The organism is Burkholderia plantarii (assembly GCF_001411805.1).
Classification (GTDB): Bacteria; Pseudomonadota; Gammaproteobacteria; order Burkholderiales; family Burkholderiaceae; genus Burkholderia; species Burkholderia plantarii.
This window is the reverse complement of the sequence record NZ_CP007213.1, coordinates 276,191-295,357: the sequence shown is the minus strand read 5'-3', so window position 1 is coordinate 295,357 and position 19,167 is coordinate 276,191. Positions and strand designations below refer to the sequence as shown.

General features: G+C 66.1%; 14 protein-coding genes and 1 pseudogene. 6 read left to right on the top strand and 9 right to left on the bottom strand.

What is annotated here, in order from left to right:
• Positions 1-356 precede the first annotated feature (356 nt).
• Together bpln_RS18920 and dbpA are read left to right on the top strand one after the other, a co-directional pair.
• A complete protein-coding gene (locus bpln_RS18920; protein WP_012733074.1) occupies positions 357-539 on the top strand; it encodes a hypothetical protein in 183 nt (60 codons plus the stop codon).
• Positions 540-552: 13 nt separating this feature from the next.
• Positions 553-1,950 (top strand): ATP-dependent RNA helicase DbpA, encoded by a 1,398-nt coding sequence (gene dbpA, locus bpln_RS18915; protein ID WP_042626953.1) that lies wholly within the window; start codon positions 553-555, stop codon positions 1,948-1,950.
• Positions 1,951-2,120: 170 nt separating this feature from the next.
• Here dbpA and bpln_RS18910 read toward each other — a convergent pair whose 3' ends face one another.
• The 4 genes from bpln_RS18910 to bpln_RS18895 all read right to left on the bottom strand — a co-directional run bounded on the left by bpln_RS18910 (position 2,121) and on the right by bpln_RS18895 (position 6,617).
• Complete coding sequence (locus tag bpln_RS18910) at positions 2,121-2,813, bottom strand: SDR family NAD(P)-dependent oxidoreductase (protein WP_055139679.1); 693 nt, start codon at positions 2,811-2,813, stop codon at positions 2,121-2,123.
• A 373-nt stretch (positions 2,814-3,186) separates the two neighbouring features.
• The gene (locus bpln_RS18905; RefSeq protein ID WP_042626951.1) at positions 3,187-4,392 is read right to left on the bottom strand and encodes a porin; all 1,206 of its coding nucleotides are present in this window, start codon (positions 4,390-4,392) and stop codon (positions 3,187-3,189) included.
• 637 nt (positions 4,393-5,029) lie between these two features.
• Positions 5,030-5,938 carry a LysR family transcriptional regulator gene (locus bpln_RS18900; protein WP_042626950.1) on the bottom strand — a complete coding sequence of 303 codons (909 nt, stop codon included), beginning with the start codon at positions 5,936-5,938 and terminating at the stop codon, positions 5,030-5,032.
• Between the two features lie 124 nt (positions 5,939-6,062).
• A complete protein-coding gene (locus tag bpln_RS18895) occupies positions 6,063-6,617 on the bottom strand; it encodes a TetR/AcrR family transcriptional regulator (protein WP_042626949.1) in 555 nt (184 codons plus the stop codon).
• An 80-nt stretch (positions 6,618-6,697) separates the two neighbouring features.
• Between bpln_RS18895 and bpln_RS18890 the strand changes: the two genes are divergently transcribed.
• Both bpln_RS18890 and bpln_RS18885 read left to right on the top strand, forming a co-directional pair.
• On the top strand, positions 6,698-7,729 hold the full coding sequence (locus bpln_RS18890; RefSeq protein WP_338025989.1) for an SDR family oxidoreductase: 1,032 nt from the start codon (positions 6,698-6,700) through the stop codon (positions 7,727-7,729).
• 435 nt (positions 7,730-8,164) lie between these two features.
• Entirely contained in the window at positions 8,165-10,537 is a 2,373-nt protein-coding gene (locus tag bpln_RS18885) for a DNA polymerase II (RefSeq protein ID WP_055139678.1), read from the top strand.
• 549 nt (positions 10,538-11,086) lie between these two features.
• Here the strand turns inward: bpln_RS18885 and bpln_RS18880 are convergent.
• A complete protein-coding gene (locus bpln_RS18880) occupies positions 11,087-12,298 on the bottom strand; it encodes an aldose epimerase family protein (RefSeq protein ID WP_055139677.1) in 1,212 nt (403 codons plus the stop codon).
• Positions 12,299-12,771: 473 nt separating this feature from the next.
• Here bpln_RS18880 and bpln_RS18875 point away from each other — a divergent pair, with 473 nt between their 5' ends.
• The gene (locus tag bpln_RS18875; protein ID WP_055141131.1) at positions 12,772-13,581 is read left to right on the top strand and encodes an isocitrate lyase/PEP mutase family protein; all 810 of its coding nucleotides are present in this window, start codon (positions 12,772-12,774) and stop codon (positions 13,579-13,581) included.
• Positions 13,582-13,597: 16 nt separating this feature from the next.
• Here bpln_RS18875 and bpln_RS18870 read toward each other — a convergent pair.
• The 4 genes and pseudogenes from bpln_RS18870 to bpln_RS18865 all read right to left on the bottom strand — a co-directional run.
• Positions 13,598-14,116 (bottom strand): annotated as a pseudogene (locus bpln_RS18870) (transposase); the annotation flags it as partial.
• 1,207 nt (positions 14,117-15,323) lie between these two features.
• Positions 15,324-16,466 carry a lipid II-degrading bacteriocin gene (locus tag bpln_RS35750; protein WP_148654090.1) on the bottom strand — a complete coding sequence of 381 codons (1,143 nt, stop codon included), beginning with the start codon at positions 16,464-16,466 and terminating at the stop codon, positions 15,324-15,326.
• A 156-nt stretch (positions 16,467-16,622) separates the two neighbouring features.
• Positions 16,623-16,931, bottom strand: a complete 309-nt coding sequence (locus bpln_RS35745; RefSeq protein WP_148654089.1) for a hypothetical protein — start codon at positions 16,929-16,931, stop codon at positions 16,623-16,625.
• Between the two features lie 404 nt (positions 16,932-17,335).
• Positions 17,336-18,109, bottom strand: coding sequence for an IclR family transcriptional regulator domain-containing protein (locus tag bpln_RS18865; RefSeq protein WP_042626946.1), 774 nt, complete (start codon positions 18,107-18,109; stop codon positions 17,336-17,338).
• Between the two features lie 152 nt (positions 18,110-18,261).
• Here bpln_RS18865 and bpln_RS18860 point away from each other — a divergent pair, with 152 nt between their 5' ends.
• On the top strand, positions 18,262-19,071 hold the full coding sequence (locus bpln_RS18860; protein ID WP_042626945.1) for a shikimate dehydrogenase family protein: 810 nt from the start codon (positions 18,262-18,264) through the stop codon (positions 19,069-19,071).
• Positions 19,072-19,167 lie beyond the last annotated feature (96 nt).

Here is a 19,167-nt window from a genome sequence, read left to right as displayed (position 1 = left end):
ACGCCGCATGCCACGAGCTGCCGCTGCGCCGCCGCGGCTTGTTCCATGCGCCGACACCGGCGGCCGGGGTTTTTCCTGTTCGCGCCCGATGTTCGTCCGTGCCGGGTTCCCGGTGCCGCGCCCCGCCGCCGCCGCCGCCGCATGGCGGCCCCGCTCCGCGCCCGATCCGCCGCCGTGCCGCGCGTATCCGTTAGAATCGCGTCACGCGCGATCCCCGATCGCCCCACCTCACCCGCGCCTGCGCGCCCCTACCCCCTGCCCGGCCGCGCCGCGAGCCGGACGCCGCCCACCGCGGCGCATGGCGCGCGAGCGCCCCGGCCGGCCCGGGGCGCCACCCCATCCCGTTGGAGAAGAACGTGTTCATTTGCAAAAACCAGAGCTGCGGCACGCCGTGGGAACTGAGCGAAGTCGTCATCAAGGACGAGGGACAGGGCGACCTGTTCCGCTGCACCGTGTGCGGCGCGCGCAACTATCTCGAGCGCTTCGAGGACGACGAAGGCAACGTCGTCTACGAGCAGATCGAAGGCCGCCCCTTCTGAGCCCGGAGCCCCGATGACCCAGCCCACGCCCGCCCGGCCGTTCAGCGCGCTGCCGCTCGCTCCCGCCGCGCTCGCCAACCTCACGCAGCTCGGCTATGTCGAGATGACGCCGATCCAGGCCGCCAGCCTGCCGGTGGCGCTCGCCGGCCAGGACCTGATCGCCCAGGCCAAGACCGGCAGCGGCAAGACCGCCGCGTTCTCGCTCGCGCTGCTCGCGCGGCTCGACGCGCGCCGCTTCGACGTGCAGGCGATGATCCTGTGCCCGACCCGCGAACTCGCCGACCAGGTCACGCAGGAAATCCGGCGCCTCGCGCGCGCCGAGGAAAACGTCAAGGTGCTGACGCTCTGCGGCGGCACGCCGATGCGTCCGCAGACGGCCAGCCTCGAGCACGGCGCGCACATCGTGGTCGGCACGCCGGGCCGCATCATGGACCACCTCGAACGCGGCAGCCTCGCGCTCGGCGCGCTCAACACGCTGGTGCTCGACGAAGCGGACCGCATGCTCGACATGGGCTTCTTCGACGACATCGCCACCGTCGCGCGCCAGTGCCCCACCGATCGGCTCACGATGCTGTTCTCGGCCACCTACCCGGAAGGCATCACGAAGCTGAGCCGCCAGTTCCTGCGCAATCCGAAGGAAATCCGGCTGGAGGAAACCCACGACGCCGGCAAGATCCGCCAGCGCTTCTACGAGGTGACCGAGGACGAGCGCCTGCACGCGGTGGGCCTGCTGCTGAACCATTACCGGCCGGCCAGCACCATCGCGTTCTGCAACACCAAGCAGCAGTGCCGCGACCTGCTCGACGTGCTGACGGCGCAGGGCTTCCACGCGCTCGCGCTGCACGGCGAACTCGAACAGCGCGAGCGCGACCAGGTGCTGATCCAGTTCGCGAACCGCAGTTGCTCGGTGCTGGTGGCGACCGACGTCGCCGCGCGCGGGCTCGACATCGCGCAGCTGGAGGCCGTGATCAACGTGGACGTGACGCCGGACCCGGAAGTCCACGTCCACCGGATCGGCCGCACCGGCCGCGCCGACCAGGAAGGCTGGGCGCTGAGCCTCGCGAGCATGAACGAGATGGGGCGGGTGGGCGCGATCGAGCAGGCGCAGGGGCGCGACCTCGAATGGCAGCCGCTCGCCGCGCTCGCGCCGACCGGCGACGGCCCGCTGCTGCCGCCGATGGAGACGCTGCAGATCCTCGGCGGGCGCAAGGAGAAGATCCGCCCCGGCGACGTACTCGGCGCGCTGACCGGCGACGCCGGCTTCCAGAGCACGCAGATCGGCAAGATCAACGTGACCGAGTTCTCGACCTACGTGGCCGTGGAGCGCAGCATCGCGCGCGACGCGCTGCGCCGCCTCAACGGCGGCAAGATCAAGGGCAAGAAGGTCAAGGTCCGGCTGATGACCGAGTGAGGTCGGCGGGATGGCGGGACGGCGGATCGATCACGGGATCACTGAGCGCTGGTCGCTGGTCGCTGAGCGCTGGTCGCTGAGCGGCCGGCACGCCTCGCGCGTGCCGGCCGCTATCTTCAACGGCGCCGGCCAGCTAGACCGTTAGTTGCATCAATCATTCGTCCCGCCGCTCACCACGGCAGCGTCGCGCCGAAGCGGTCGACGAACCGCAGGCCCGCCCGGCCTTGCTGGCGCGCCACCATCTCCACCACGCGCGGAATGCTCTCCTCGATCGAGAGGCTCGCCTCGCTGCCGCCCATCTCGGTACGCACCCAGCCCGGCGCGACCAGCAGCACGGCGCGGCGATTGTCGGGCCGGCGCGCGAGATGGCATTTGACGAGCATGTTGAGCGCCGCCTTGCTCGACGCGTAGAGGTCCCAGGCGCCCTCGTTGCCGGCGATGCTCGCGAGTTCGGACGACATGATCGCGATCGTGCCGTCGGCCGCCACGCGATCCTCGAACATCTCGACCAGCCGCACCGGGCTGAACGCGTTGACCCGCATCATCTCAAGGAAATCGTGCTCGGGCGCCGTGGCCGGCGTCAGTTCGATCGAGCGCGCGATGCCGGCGTTCACGAACAGCAGGTCGAGCGTGCGGCCCGCGAGGCGGTCGTGCAGCGCGCGCAGCCCGGCCGGATCGGCGATCTCGACGCCGGTCTCGATCTCGAGCCGCCCCGGATGGCGAGCGGCCAGCGCCGCGAGCTCGGCCGACTCGCCGCGCACGGTGGCGATCACGCGCCAGCCGAGCCGGCAATATTCCCCGGCGAGCGCGAGCCCCAGCCCGCGCGACGCGCCGACGATCAGTACGGTGGATTCCGAAGTCATGTTGATGCCCTCCCGATGCAGGGCGACGCTGGCGCGTCGCCGGATTCGAACGAGGCTGTCGCGCTCCGCACGCGCCGTGCGATCCTCACGATCCTCACGACACGGCGGCGGCCCGACAGCCGACCCGTCGATTGTCGAGGCGGCGCGCCGGCGCAACCATGCCGCGCCCGTCATCACCGCGATGACGAATCCGCAGGCTCGTGCCGGCAGGCAAAGGGGAAAGGAGGGAAAAAGCGAGGAGGTAAACGAAACACCGCCCCGTGCGTTGCGAGCCGCAGGGGCGGTGCGGGGGGCGAGGCGGCGGGCGGCGTGAAACCCGCCCGAACCGCGTACCGTGTGCGGGCGGCGGCTCGCGCCGCGCCCGCAAGCGCCATCAGAAGCGCGTGATGATACCGGCGCCGACAGCCACCTGGCTGCGCGACGACGACGGTGCGCTGTTCTGGCCGTCGCCGATGTCGGCCGTGGCGTTGATGATGTTGCCGCCGAGCGCGAGCGTCTGGCCGCCGGCGCGCTGGTACGCTTCGAGGGCGTAGAGGCCGGTGCGCTTCGACAGGCTGTAGTACTGCGACAGGTTGAACTGATGGTAGTACGCAGCATGCTGGACGCCGTTGGCGAGCGTCGCGCGCGTGTAGCTGTAGCCTGCCGCCAGATCCAGCGTCGGGGTCGGCTTGAAGTGCAGCACGCCGCCGAACGTGTTGAAGATCGCCGTGTTCGCGAACTTCGAACCCGTGCCCGGGATGTATTGCACGTTCGAGTACGACGCCGTCACGTCCCACTGCGAGTTGAACGTCCAGCCGGCCGTGGTCGCGAGACGCTGCTGCGCCGCCGCGAACTGGTAGCCGTTGTTGATGCCCGACACGCTCGGCTCCGAGCCGTTGTTCGAGGCCGTCGAGTTCGCACCCCACGCGCCGCCGCCCACCGTCGAGTTGTTCAAGCGCATGAAGCCCACCGCGATGCCGGCCGGGCCTGCCGCGTAACGGCCGCCCACGCTCCAGGTCGAGCCGTTGTTGACGCTGCCCGGCGTGCCGCCGAACGCATACGAACCGCCGAACGTGAAGCCGCCGTAAGTCGGCGACATGTAGACCAGCGAGTTGTTGACGCGGTACGTCGTATCCAGCGAGTCGATATCACCCGGGTGCGCGCCGTAGGCGCCCGTCAGCCACGTGGTCGGGCTGTACGGTGAGAGCAGCGTGTAGTAGGCGGTGTACTGGCGGCCGGCCGTCAGCGCGCCGAAGCGGGCGTCCTGCAGACCGACGAACGCCTGACGGTTGAACGCCAGACCCGACACCGACTGCGCGCCGGTCGAGCTGTTGTAGCCTTCTTCCAACGTGAAGATCGCCTTCAGGCCACCGCCCAGATCCTCGCTGCCCTTCAGGCCGAAGCGGCTGCCGGCCCAAATGCCGTTGACCATCTTCGTCACCGACTTGCCGCCGGTGGTCGAGCCGAGAGAGGTCTGGCTGCTTTGGTAGCCGATACCGGTATCGACGATGCCGTACAGCGTCACGCTGCTTTGTGCGTTCGCGACGCCGGCGGTCAGGCCGGTGAGCGTGGCGGCCGCCACCATGATGCGTTTCTTCATTGCGTCCCCTGTTCCAAAGCCTGCACCCCGCAGGCAATGAGTGATCCGTTTTCAATCAGCCGACGTTTTGCGCGCCGGCCGGTCTCCAGGTGAGGTGTGATTTGTATTGCGCGCCGAGCACCTCATCTAGTCAGACATCCTATAACAATGTTGCAAAATTCAGCATTAACAATTGCCCATTATTAGGGAAATCTCTGTGTCATTTATGTTGAAACCATCCCTTGACAGCCCGGCACTACTTTTCATCTTATTGATTTATATGAGTATTTTATTTCTTTCGTTTTAATTTCAAAAGCTTTCTGTGCCCGGCACCGGATGGTCTCCGTCCTCGGACAACAATCAGGCTTTTCAACATTGACCAGACAAATCATGAGATGTACGACCAGTTAAAGACCAGCCGAGCATTCACGGGATTGACAAGGGGATCGATGCGGGAACCGGGACCGCCGGCGGCGCACGCCGCCGGCATCTTACGGCACGATTGACACCATTACGTAATTATTACGACAGCATTTTGCAATGTCCGGCCGGCCGGCCCGCTCCCGCCGCCCGGCCGCAGGTGGCTGCCACGCGATCCGTTTTCGCAAGCGGCGGGCGGGCGGAACGGGCCGGCGGCGGCGCCGCGCCGCCGCGCCGCTCAGCGCTGGTCGGCCGTTTCCGCCATCAGCATGTCGAGGAACGCGATGGGCGCCGGGTCGAGCAGATCGGGCGCGTCGCCGGCCGCCGAGGCCGCGTGCGTGACCACCAGCTCCCAGCACAGCTGGGTCTGTTCGAGCCGCACGCAGGCGAGCATGTCGGGGCGGCGCACCACGATGTCCTCGGGCAGCAGCGCGACGCCGAGCCCCTGGCAGACCAGGTCGAGCAGCGTATCGAGATCGCCGATCTCGAAGGCCACGCGCCGCTGCAGCCCGGCCTCGGCAAAGCCGCGATCGACGAGCCGGCGCGTGCCCTGCCCCGGCACGAAATCGACGAACGCCTCCTTCGTGAGCCGCGACAGCGGCACCGGCCCCGACGTGGCGAGCGGGTGATCGCGTCCACAGGCGAGCACCATCTCATCGCAGGCGATCACATGCGATTCGAGCCGCTCGTTGCGCTCCTCGATCGGCAGGATCGCCAGATCAAGTTCGCGCGCGCTCACTTTTTCGTTCAGTTCGGTCGCGCCGCCCTGTACGAGCCGCACCTCCACGCCCGGATGCGCGTGGTAGAAACGCGACAGCAGCGCGGGCAGTTCGAGGAACTGCGGCAGGCTCTGCACCGTGCCGATCGACAGCTTGCCGCGCCGCACCGAGGTGATGTCGGCCACCTCCAGCCCGGCCCGGTCGAGGATGTCGAGCGCGCGCCGCGCGCTGTCGAGGAACACCGCGCCGGCCGCCGACAGGCTCACGCGGCGCGTGGTCCGCACCAGCAGCCGCGCGCCGAGTTCCTCCTCCAGCAGGCGGATCGAGGTGGACAGCGCGGACTGCACGATGTGGCAGCGCTCGGCGGCCCGCGTGAAGTTCGCCTCCTCGGCGACGGCGACGAAATGGCGTAGTTGTCTCAATTCCACTGCAATCCTCTGGTCATTCCTGGTGCCTTGTTCCGGCCTTGTTGTTGCCTTGCCTGCGCCGGTCTCGTCTTCGGCGAGCCCGGGGCATTCCCGGATAACGGCCGCGGCGGCCATCGGGTTCAGGTCAGGCCGCCTCCGTCGCGCCGAGCCCCCGCAGCACGAAGCCGATCAAGCGCGTGGCCTGCGCCTCGCTGGCCTCGCCCGGCTTCATGCGCCAGAGGAAACCGAGCAGCAGCAGCAGGTCGTCGGGATCGGTGCCGGGGCGAAACGCGCCGGCCCGCTCGCCCGCCTGCAGCAGCCGGCGCAGCGCGTCGACCATCGGGAAATAGGTGCTGCGGAAGATCGCCTCCGTCATCGCCGCGTGCAGCACCTCGGCAATGCCGTGCTTCAGCCGCCCGTAGCGGCCGAGTGCTTCGAGCCAGTGGCGCATCGCCTCGACCGGCGCGTCGGCGTGTTCCTCGATCAGCGCCGGCGCGAGCGCCACCAGCTGCGCGATCTGTTCCTCGTAGACGGCCAGCACCAGCGCCTCGCGCGTGGGGAAATGCCGGTACAGCGTGCCGGGGCCGACGCCCGCGGCCTTCGCGATCGCGTTCAGCGAGACATCGGGGGACGCCGCGTATGCGTCGCGCGCCACCGCCAGCAGCCGCTCGCGATTGCGGGCGGCGTCGGATCGGGTCATCGATGGACATCCTGTGTTGACAAAACGGAGAGTTCTCCGTATTGTTCGCCAAAAACGGAGATGTCTCCGATTAAAGGCGAATGATGGCAAATATTCTGGTGACCGGCGGTTCCGGTTACATCGGCAGCTGGTGCCTGCTGGCCCTGCTCGCAGCCGGTCACACGGTGCGGACGACGGTGCGCGATCTGTCCCGCGCGCCGTCGGTACGCGAGATGTTACGCCGTGGCGGCGCCGCGGACGTGGGCTCGGTGCGATTCTTCGCGGCCGATCTCGAACACGACGCGGGCTGGGACGCGGCCGTGGCCGGCTGCGACGCGATCCTGCACGTGGCCTCGCCCACGCTCGTGCGGATCCCGCGCGACGACGACGAGATGGTGCGGCCCGCGCGCGACGGCGTGCTGCGGGTGCTGCGCGCCGCGCACCGCGCCGGCGTGCGCCGGGTGGTGCTGACCTCGGCGTTCGGCGCGGTCGGCTACGGGCATCCCCCGCGCGCGACGCCGTTCACCGAGGCAGACTGGACCGACGTGGACGCCGGCATCCCGCCGTACCAGAAGTCGAAGACGCTGGCCGAGCGCGCCGCCTGGGACTTCGTGCGCGACGAGGCGCCCGGGCTGGAGCTGGTGGCGATCAATCCGGTCGGCGTGCTCGGGCCGCTGCTCGGGCCGGACTATTCGCCGTCGCTGACGCTGATCCGCCGCATGCTCGACGGCTCGATGCCGGCCATCCCGCGCTTCGCGATCGGCTTCGTCGACGTGCGCGACGTGGCCGACCTGCATCTGCGCGCGATCGACCATCCGGCCGCGGCCGGCGAGCGCTTCCTCGCCGTATCGGGACGCAGCCTGTGGATTCGCGAGATCGCGGCGCTGCTGCGCGAGCGGCTCGGCGCGCGCGCGAGCCGCGTGCCGACGCGCGAGCTGCCGATCTGGGTCGCGCGCGTGCTGGCGCTCGTGAACCCGGGCGTGAAGGTGCTGGTGCCGCACATGGGCAAAAACTTCGATTCGTCGGGCGAGAAGGCGATGCGCCTGCTCGGCTGGCAGCCGCGGCCGATCGAAGGCACCATCGTCGAGACCGCCGAGGCGCTGCTCGCGCTGGCGGCGCAGCAAGCGGCCTGACGCGGGATCGACTCCAGGCCGGGCACGCGATCCGATAGTCAGGAGAACGATCGATCCCGGCGGTCGGCGGTCGGCGGTCGGCGGTCGGCGGTCGGCGGTCGGCGGTCGGCGCTCGGCGCTCGGCGCTCGGCGCTCGGCGCTCGGCGCTCGGCGCTCGGCGCTCGGCGCTCGGCGCTCGGCGCTCGGCGCTCGGCGCTCGGCGGGATGCGCGGCAAGCGATATCGGCAACGCATCGCCGCCCGCAATCCGTCACCGCCAACACCGCCCTCAAAAGGAAACCGAACCACCACCGCCCGGCTCCAATCCGCCGTTAGTTGCACCCTACCAGCCCTCCACCCCCGCGCCCGATCACACCAGGCACACCGACAACCAGGCGCGCGCCCCGCGCAGGCGCTAAAATCCGCCGCCAGAGGCATCCCACGGCGAGCACACGTTTTGACTGATTTCGAGCAGGGTTTCATCCTGACCCGTCACTGGCGGGACACCGCGGCCGGCGTCGAGATCGAATTCTGGCTCGCGACCGACGCCGGCGCGCGCCGCGTGCGGCTGCGTCCGCAGGAATCGGTCGCGTTCGTGCCGGCCGCGCAGCGCGAGGCCGCCGAGCGCGCGCTGGCGGGCGAAACCGGCGTCGAGCTGCGCCCGCTCGCGCTGCGCGATTTCCGCCAGCGCCCCGTGGCGGGCCTCTATTGCCGCCGCCATCGCCATCTCGCGGCGCTGCAGAAGCGCCTCGCGCAGGCCGGCATCGACGTCTACGAAGCCGACGTGAGCCCGCCCGACCGCTACACGATGGAGCGCTTCATCACGGCGCCGGTGCGCTTTCGCGGCCAGCCGGCCGGCACGGGCGTCCTGACCGACGGCGAACTCAAGCCCGACGACGCCTACCGCCCCGCGCTGCGCTGCGTCTCGCTCGACATCGAGACCAGCGCGCGCGGCGAACTCTATTCGATCGCGCTCGAAGGCTGCGGCCAACGCGACGTCTACATGCTCGGCCCGGCCAACGGCGGCACGCCCGACCCGGGCCTCACGCTGGTCTACTGCGAAAGCCGCGCCGAGCTGCTCGTGCAGCTGAACGACTGGTTCGCGCGCCACGATCCCGACGTGCTGATCGGCTGGAACCTGATCCAGTTCGACCTGCGCGTGCTGCACGCGCATTCGCAGCAGCTCGGCGTGCCGCTGCGGCTCGGCCGCGACGGCAGCGTGCTCGACTGGCGCGCACACGGCGCGCAGCCCGACCACTTCTTCGCCGGCGCGGCCGGGCGGCTCGTGATCGACGGCATCGACGCGCTGAAATCGGCCACCTGGAGCTTTCCGTCGTTCAGCCTCGAATACGTGGCGCAGACGCTGCTCGGCGAAGGCAAGGCCATCGACAATCCGTATCAACGCATGGACGAGATCCAGCGCCGCTTCGATCACGACAAGCCCGCGCTCGCGCACTACAACCTGAAGGACTGCGAGCTCGTCACGCGCATCTTCGCGAAGGCGGACCTGCTGTCGTTCATGCTCGAGCGCGCGACCGTCACCGGGCTCGCGGCCGACCGCACCGGCGGCTCGGTGGCCGCGTTCACGCATCTGTACCTGCCGCGCATGCACCGGCTCGGCTACGTCGCGCCGAACCTCGGCGACGTGACCGGCCAGAACAGCCCCGGCGGCTTCGTGATGGATTCGCGCCCGGGGCTCTACGATTCGGTGCTGGTGCTCGACTACAAGAGCCTCTATCCGTCGATCATCCGCACCTTCCTGATCGATCCGGCCGGGCTCGTCGAAGGCCTCGCGCGCCCCGACGACGCCCACTCGGTGCCCGGCTTCCTCGGCGCGCGCTTCTCGCGCACGCAGCACTGCCTGCCCGACATCGTGCGGCGCGTCTGGGAAGGCCGCGAACTCGCCAAGCGCCAGCGCAACGCGCCGCTTTCGCAGGCGCTGAAGATCATCATGAACGCGTTCTACGGCGTGCTCGGCTCGTCGGGCTGCCGCTTCTTCGATCCGCGCCTGGCCTCGTCGATCACCATGCGCGGCCACGAGATCATGCACCGCACCCGCGAGCTGATCGAGGGACTCGGCCACGAGGTGATCTACGGCGATACCGATTCGACCTTCGTCTGGCTGCGCGAGCCGCATCGCGACGAGGACGCCGCCGCCAAGGGCCGCGCCATCGTCGAGCACGTCAACGGCTGGTGGCGCACCCACCTGCGCGAGCGCTTCGGCCTCGACAGCGCGCTCGAGCTGCAGTACGAGCGGCACTACCTGCGCTTCCTGATGCCGACCGTGCGCGGCGCCGAGGAAGGCAGCAAGAAGCGCTACGCGGGCCTTGCGCGCGCGGCCGACGGCGGCGACGACGTGGTGTTCAAGGGCCTGGAGACGGTGCGCACCGACTGGACGCCGCTCGCGCAGCAGTTCCAGCGCGAGCTCTACACGCGCGTGTTCCGCCGCGAACCCTACGGCGACTTCATCCGCGACACGGTGCGCAAGACGCTGGCCGGCGAACTCGACGCGCTGCTGGTGTACCGCAAGCGCGTGCGCCGGCCGCTCAGCGAATACCAGCGCAACGTGCCGCCGCACGTGCGCGCCGCGCGCACCGCCGACGAATTCAACCGCGAGCAGGGCCGCCCGCAGCAATACCAGCGCGGCGGCTGGATCAGCTACGTGATGACCACCGCCGGCCCCGAGCCGCTGGAGACGATGCGCTCGCCGATCGACTACGCGTTCTACCTGAGCCGCCAGCTGCAACCGGTGGCCGACGCGATCCTGCCGTTCCTGAAGGACGATTTCGAATCGGTGATCTCGGGGCAGGGGCGGCTGTTTCCGGCCTGAGCGCGGCGATGGCGGGAGGCGCTCGTGCCGACACATCGACCGCGACGAGCCGAGCGCGCCATATCGGCAGCGGATGCCGGGGCATGCCGTGCGGTCGAGGGCAGGCTCGCCGCCATCCGCCTGCCGTCCAACCATTGGCGGAACCGGGCATCGCATGGAGCCGCGTTTTCATCCGGATACGTCACGCCCCATCCTCCGCCTCGAGGTTGCACGCGCAACGATTTTAATCGCGGCGGTCAAGATTTACCCATATCACCCGGGCAATATCGGAATTCATGCGGAAACGGCGGAAACCGGCATGAGGAGGCGAAGGCCGGCGGGGCGAAAAAGAGGCGGGACGCCGCCACGAAGTGGCCGGCGCCCCTGGCCCCCGGGGGTAACAACGGGAGGAGGTAAGGGGTTGGGACAAGCGTAACGGGTCGACGTCGCGCTGAACAGCGGCTACGGATGAAATCTCAATTCGTTCCGCGCGAACAACGCCACGCCGCCGGTGCGCGGCTTCGCGAATCGGGTCCGCTCGTTGCGCCGCACCTGCGCCCGGTGATTCGCTCAGCGCACCGAGAAGCGCAGCACGGTTTCCTCGCGCAGCGTGTCACCGGGCTTGAGCACCGTGGTCGGGAACGCCGGATGGTTCGGCGAATCGGGGAAGTGCTCGGCTTCGAGCGCGAACGCGTCGGTCTGCCGGTAGGCATGGCCGCTCGCGCCCACCGCGCTGCCGTCGAGCGAATTCGCCGAGTAGAACTGCAGGCCCGGCTGCGTGGTGTCGACGCTCAGCACGCGTCCGCCGTGCGGGTCGCGCACGCTGGCCGCGAACGCCGGCACGCGCTGGCCGCCGTGGTCGAGCACCCAGTTGTGGTCGTAGCCGCGCGCGTACACCATCTGCTCGAAGTTCGAGCGCAAGTACCTACCGATCGGCGTGAACTGGCGCAGGTCGAGCGGCGTGCCTTCCACCGGCGCCAGTTCACCGGTGGGGATCGAGGTGCGATCGGTGGGCGTGTAGCGCGAGGCGGCGATCCGGATCTCCTGCTGCTCCACGCTGCCGCTGCCCTCGCCGGCCAGGTTGAAGTAGGTATGGTTGGTCAGGTTGACGACCGTGTCCTTGTCGGTGGTCGCCTCGTAGCGGATGTGCAGCGCGTTGTCGTCGGTCAGCAGGTAGGTGACGCGCGCCGTCAGCGTGCCGGGAAAGCCGTTCTCGCCGTCGGGGCTCACGTAGGTCAGCTCGACGCCGGCGCCGTCCTTGCCGCTCGCGGGCTTCGCGCTCCATACCTTCGAATCGAAGCTGTCGGGGCCGCCGTGCAGCGTGTTCGGCGCGTTGTTGACCGGCAGCTGGTAGGTCTTGCCGTCGAGCGTGAACTTGCCGCCGGCGATGCGGTTCGCGTAGCGGCCGATCAGGGCGCCGAAATGAATGTCGCCGTTGTAGGTCTCGTAGTCCTTCAGCGACGCGAAGCCGAGCACGATGTTGGCGAATTTGCCATGGCGGTCGGGCACCTCGATCGCGGTGATGCAGCCGCCGTAGTTGATCAGCCTGACGGTGGTGCCGTGGGCGTTCTTCAGCGTGTATTCGGTTACCGGCTTGCCGTCCCGGGTGGTGCCGTAGGGCGCCTCGGTCATCGTTGCCGACCAGGCGGGCGTGGCGGCCAGCCAGGCCGAGGCGGCGAGCGCGCAGGCGGCCAGCTTCAGGCCGGGGACGAGACCGCGGCGGGCGGGGCGGGCAGTGAGGCGGGAAGCCGGGCGGGACATGGGCAGGGAAAGCGCTCTCATCGGATACCTGTTCCTTTCTGGCGAGGCTGGGAGGATCGCCGGCCGGTGCGGCATGGCACGCTGCCACGCCGCGCATGCTGCGCGGGCCGGCCGGACGCTGCGTTCTGCATGCGGTAATGAGCGCCTTCGATTCTAATCATTCGGGGGTTGCATCGTCATTCCGGCCCGCGCCGGCACCATCGACCACGATGCACGCCGTGCCGCCGGCCGAGGCCCGCCCGCGATGCGCCGAAACGTGCCATGCATCGGCCCCCGGCCGGCCCGCGCGCCGCGATGGCAGGCGCGCCGGAATTGCCGCAGACTGACGGGCCGGCCGGCGTCCCGGCCCGCCGCGCGGTGTCGCCATGGCGCATGGCGGGGCCGGGACGCAATTCCGGTGCCCGCCGCATCGCGCGCCGGCGCTGCCGCCCATGCCTCGCCCCACGAACCCGAACCCGGCGCCCCGCGCCACCATGGACCACCAAGGACACGACATGCCCCGCACTCCCGCCGAAAAACGCGCCGCCTTCCGTCAGCTCCACGAAAGCGGCTGCTTCCTGCTGCCGAACCCGTGGGACGTCGGCAGCGCGCGCTACCTCGCCTCGCTCGGCTTCCAGGCGCTCGCCACCACCAGCTCGGGCTACGCGTGGTCCACCGGCCACGCCGACAACACGGTGTCGCGCGCCGCCGTGCTCGCGCATCTGCGCGACATCGTCGGTGCCACCGATCTGCCCGTGAACGCCGATTTCGAGAACGGCTTCGGCGCGACCCCGGACGAGGTTGGCGAGAGCGTGCGGCTGGCGGTGGAGACCGGCATCGCCGGGCTCTCGATCGAGGACGCGACGGGCGACCCCGACACGCCGCTGTACCCGATCGACGAGGCGGCGGAGCGGATCGCCGCCGCACGCCGCGCGATCGACGCGACCGGCGGCGACACGCTGCTGGTGGGCCGCGCCGAGAATTTCGTGGCCAACGTCCCCGATCTCGACGACGCGATCGCGCGGCTGCGCGCCTATTCGGCGGCCGGCGCCGACTGCCTCTACGCGCCCGGGATCCGCACGCGCGGGCAGATCGAGGCGGTGGTGGCCGCGCTCGCGCCGAAGCCGGTCAACCTGCTGGTGGGCGCGCCGAGCGAATTCACGCTGGCCGAGATTGCCGGGTTCGGGGTGCGCCGCGTGAGCGTGGGCGGGGCGCTTGCGCGCGCGGCCTGGGACGGCTTCATGAACGCCTCGCTGGGCCTGCTCGACGGCAGCTTCGCGCGGCTGCCGACGCTGCCGGGCAAGCAGATTGACGCGCAGTTCTGAGTAACCGTGTCTCGAGTCAAGCGAGATGAAGCGAATCGTCCCAGGGGGTGTTGGATTTGACCATGGCATTGAGCATGGTCAGGAGCTTGCGCATGCAGGCAACCAGCGCGACCTTGGGCAGTTTGCCGGCTGCTTTGAGACGTTGATGGAAGGCCTTGATAGCCGGGTTGTGGCGGGTTGCAGTGAGCGTCGCCATGTACAGCACGCGGCGAATTTCAAAGCGCCCGCCCTGCACACGTCGTCGTCCTTGGCGCGAGCCCGAATCGCAAGCGACAGGGGCAACGCCCACGAGTGCCGCAATCTGGCGACGATTGAGCTTGCCCAGTTCCGGCAGTTGAGCAATCAGGCAGGCACTGGATACCTGGCCGATGCCGCGAGTCGATTGCAGCAATCGGTCGAGTTCACCAAAGTGTTCGCGAACGTGGCTGACCATTTGACCATCGATGTCGTCGAGCTGGGCCTGAATGGCGGCGATGATGGCCTGCAAACTGGCGGGCAAACGCTCGGACGTGCTTTGCAACCGCTGTCGCCCGGATTAAACATACAGCCGGGACTGTCTTCGTGGACCAAGCGGCGCCACGTGGCCATGTATGAAGGTTCCAAGCTTTCAGACCGACGGCCGCGGTCTGGATCAGGCCCCCCCGATGATCGTTGACCGTTGTTTGGCTGGCGGTTCCGCCTCTGCTTTTGGCCTCCGAGGAACTGTTCTCACGCCTCTTTGATTTTGTCGTGGCAGCAGTCGATGCGCCGACGTTTCGCGGCTCGACTCCGGACTGAAGTGAGGCGAGACAATTCACCGCCATTATCGATCTGCGCGTGTTGCATCGACTGCCGAGGGACCGCACAGATTCTTCCCTCGCTCGAACTGTCATTCTTGGGCCGCGTGCGTTCGTGACTAATGCCCGCCTCGATAATTTCAGGATCACGCTAGGATCACACTTGAGGCGTTACCTCGATGCGCTCGCGCCACGGAGGCTTTGGGTCAGACAGATCTCCTGTGAAAACTCGACACGGGACAGCATTCAAATTATGAGGTAGCCTCTCTTCCAAGTTTAGCTTCCTCTCGAGGTGACTCGAAAGCCAATCTGCTCAACAATCTGTTCAAATATACAGATTTATTTTGCAACTGCGATCATCACAATATTTCGCTTGGTTTTGCTTTTCCTGCAGCTTTTCATTCAGCATCGGACCGGAGACCAGCAGACTAGGGCGTGATTGAGCAAGATTGAGCAACCGAGGATCACTTAAAGGCAAAAACCAAGGAACCTCAAACCCTCGAAGCCATTTCCTCGCCTACTCTCGCTCACGCCTTGAATCGCCGACACACCCAAAATCAGAAGAAAGGATATCTAATTTTCCAGACCAAATGCCAATGACAATCTATTATATTCTTTACATAATATCCATCATCTATCCGATTTATCGGATTTTTTGGACTCGATCCGCAAGCGAGCCTCGGATGGCGCAGCTCATTTGGGGTGGATGCCTCTTTATAATTATAAGCGGAACACTTGTTACTATTTGGACCATCCGAACTGCGTCAGATTTTCCAGCAACAACTTCGTCGGCCATGTTGATAGTTTTTGCTGGTGTGATCTGGGGATGCGTTGGGGCGCTGCTTCATCTCGTCGTATGGATCTACCAGCATCTTATTTCACATGTAAATGGATATGGCAGAAAGAAAAAATAAAGATGGCGCATATTACCAATCGTTGAATGATTTCATTGACTGCGCTTCAATTTCAGTAATTCACTACGTTGCGATTTCTGAATAACCCTCCAGTCGATCTCCTGGCTCCGGGTGAGGCAAAAAATTTACTAGGCCTTGGCCCGGACAAGTTCACCTCCTTGCTGCCGGTGAACAGAATGTCATAATCCACATGTCCTAGCGATCCAATTCTCGAAAGAAAGGATGTGAGAACCTCTTGTGTGAATGTGCGATTGGATGGATATGCCTCATATCGGTCCGGATTCAATGTCCACTCTCCATTGAACGCATATGATTCATCTCCGTTGAGGACAAGGGTACCAACGACGTGCCCTGATACGCGCCCATTGACGAGCGCAGTCCAGAGATTACTGGCATGATTAAATAAATTAAAGCTGAATTCTGCATTAATATTGTAAGTTCCCGGCCCCATATCCGGGTTGCCGATAATTTCAAAGACTGGACCAAAATCATTGATGTTCACGTCCAAATTCATTGCATTTAAATTCATAGTCGTTGTCGCACCATTACCAAATAACCAGTAATAAATTGAAGATAGAGTTGTAAACGGCGACCCGTAGAATTTGAATTCCGACACCGGAAGATAAAAACCCTGCAACCAATATTTGGTACCATACAATCCAAAAAGCTTTGTGATATTTCCCAGGTTGCTTGCCGTGAGCCCATACGGACCCGTTCCGTCTACTGTTTTATACCCACCGTTAGCAAGCCAGCTTGTGAATGTTCCATAGATCATGGCTTGACTCCGGATTGCACCATCTCTTGCCTGGATTAAACCTTCGGCAAATGCAACAAGTACCTGTATCGGGTCGTCCATCGCCGCAGCCGTCAATATTTTCGCTCCATTTACCAGCCAGAGATTGCCAACCTGAAGTAGTGGGGCCGTAATGCCTGCAGTTAGTAGCGGCAATGCTGGTATTGGCACGCGTAAGTCTTGGGCAAGAGGATCCATGCCAAACGGAAACTGAAGGCAATCGTTCGAAAAATTACATGAATTGGTTTGCCCATTAACATCGATCGGCGCCAGATTGATATCTCCCCAGGATTTTTTTGGATTCAACAGGGCAATGAGCGGTAGCAAACCAGAGTTTTTGATAAAAGCCCGCCTTGTTGTTGAGAGCCTGGAGTTAGGTTTTTCTTCATGAAAATTGATCATCTATTGACTCGCCTTGATAAATTTAGAAAATCCACGCCGGAATCAACTGCCATGACTGTCTTTTTGATTCAAGGAACTTTCATCTGCCGCATTACAGCCTTGAGCGACGGGTCAGGAAGAAGACAAACCAACATCACAATACTCAATTATTTTGCATCACCATCTGTGCCACGATGTCACATTTTTCCCGTATAGAATCGATTCGGTTTTTTTTGGAGATTTCAAGGCCAGCGAAATCGAATCCAGAATGAAGGCTTCCTCCTGAAAATCCTGGAGCGTGCAGTATGTTTTGCACGCAAACACCGCGGCAACCAGCCGCCGGTGTGAGACGATCGAATAGATTGCACCGGTGATCATCGACGCGCGGTAAATGCTGCGCGATTGGGCGGGCACTTTGAGACGTTGATAGAACGCCTTGTTAGCCGGACTGCAGCGAGCCGCAACGAGAATCACCAGGTACAGCACGCGACAAATGCCGAAGCACCCTCCTCATACGCCATCGTCCATAACGCGAGCTTGAATCGCGGAGGATAGGGACAACGCCTAAAAGTGCTGCAATCTGGCGACGATCGAGCTCGCTCAGTTGCGACAGTTGGACGATCAGGCAAGCATGGAATACCGGCGCACTGCCACGGCTCGGTTGCAGCAATCGGTTGGACTCACGGAAATGCTCACGAACGTAGTCGACTATCTGACCGTCGATGTCGCCGAGCTACCGTCACACGTCACCGCACTGGCCTGACGTAAACATCCAAACTGCGCTGCGCGCCGGATCGTACATCGACGACCTGCGTCATGCGCCGCTCCGTCGCGCGAGACCCGTTCGCGCAGCCGATGTATGCGTCCGGTCATTGGCGCGCGCCGCACGCCTAGGTATCCATGATCGGCCGCAGCAGCGCCTGGCCTTCGTAGAGAAAACGCAGGTAGCGCTCGCGGATCTCGGCGAGCGACAGCGCCGACACCTGCGTGGTGATGGTCAGGCTCGCGCGCATCTGGCCGTGACGGTCGGTGAGCGGCACGCCGAGGATGCGCATGCCCACCTCGTACTCCTGATCCAGCTCCGCGTAGCCCTGCTCGCGGATCCGCGCCACGATCGCCTTGATCGCGGCCACGTCGGTGCAGGTGTAGGGCGTGAGCGCCTGGCGGTCGACCCGCGCGAGATAGGCGTCCACCTCGGCGTCGGGCAGCGAGGCGAGCCACAGCCGCCCGCTCCCCGTGCAGTACATCGGCAGGCGCCAGCCCTGGCGCATCGACAGCGACGACACGTTCATCACGCGGCTGCGCACGATGTGGACCACCTCGTCGCCGTCGCGCACGGCCACCGACACATGCTCGCGCGTCTCGGCCGCCACCTTCTCGACGATCGGCCGCATCATGCGCGGCAGCCGCGCCGACTCCACGTAGGCCTGGCCGATCCGCAGGTTCTTCGCGGTCAGCCAGTAGTAGCGGCCGTCGGTCTCCGCGTAGCCGTCGTGGACCAGCGTGAGCAGGAAGCGCCGCGCCGCGCTGGGCGTGAGACCCGCCAGCCGCGCCGCCTCGGGCACGGTCAGGCGCGGCGTCTGGTCGTTGAACAGCAGGATCAGCGCGAGCCCTTTCTGCAGGCCGGCGATCAGGTCGCGGTCGTGGATGACGGGGGTTTTCATCGGATCATTGGGGAACACGGAAATCGCAGTGGCAGTGCGATTATCGCAATGCCGATCCGCTGATCGCAACATTTTCATTTTTTTAGCGTTGTCCGCCGCCCGGCCCGGTCGCACCATAAGGCCACGTTCACAACGACATCCGGTGCGCCTCAATGATTCGCGGTACGACCGAACTGGTGGCCATCGTCGGCTCCCCCATCGCGCAGGTGAAATCGCCGCAGAACTTCAACGACTGGTTCGAGCGCCAGGGCCGCGACGCGTCGATGATTCCGATCGACCTCGACGGCGATTCGCTGGAACCGTTCGTCGACGCGCTGCGCGCGTGGCGCAACCTGCGCGGCTGCGTCGTCACGGTGCCCTACAAGCAGCGCATGGCCGCGCGGCTCGACGCGCTCAGCGAACGCGCCGAGGCGCTGGCCTGCGTGAACGTGATCCGCCGCGAGCACGACGGCCGGCTGGTGGGCGACATCGTCGACGGCGACGGCTTCCTGAACGCGGCGCGCCAGCACGGCTTCGCGGCCGCCGGCGCGCGCGCACTGGTAGTGGGCGCGGGCGGCGTGGGCAGCGCGATCGCCTGGGCGCTCTGCGAGCAGGGCGCCGCGGCGCTGACCGTCACCGATCTCGACGCCACGCGCGCCGCGCGGCTGCGCGAGCTGCTGGCGCGGCGCTACCCGGCCACCGCGATCGACCCGCATTTCGACACGCTCGCGCCGTTCGACCTGGTGGTCAACGCGAGCCCGGCCGGCATGGCCGGCTACGCCGCGCTGCCGCTGCCCGAGGCGATGCTCGCGACGCTGCGCGGCGGCACGCTCGCGGCCGACGTGGTGACGGCACCCGAGGTCACGCGCTTCCTCGAACTGGCGCGCAGCGCCGGCTGCCGGATCCAGACCGGCGCCGAGATGGCGTTAGCGCAGTTCGGCAATCTGGGCGCGTTCATGAACGTCACGCCGCTGGAGGTGTAGGCACGGCGCGCGCGAAGCGAGCAGCGAGAAGTGCAGGAGACCGGCATCGACGCAGCGGCCGGACCGCTGCGCGGCAGTTCCCGTCCGCGAGGACGG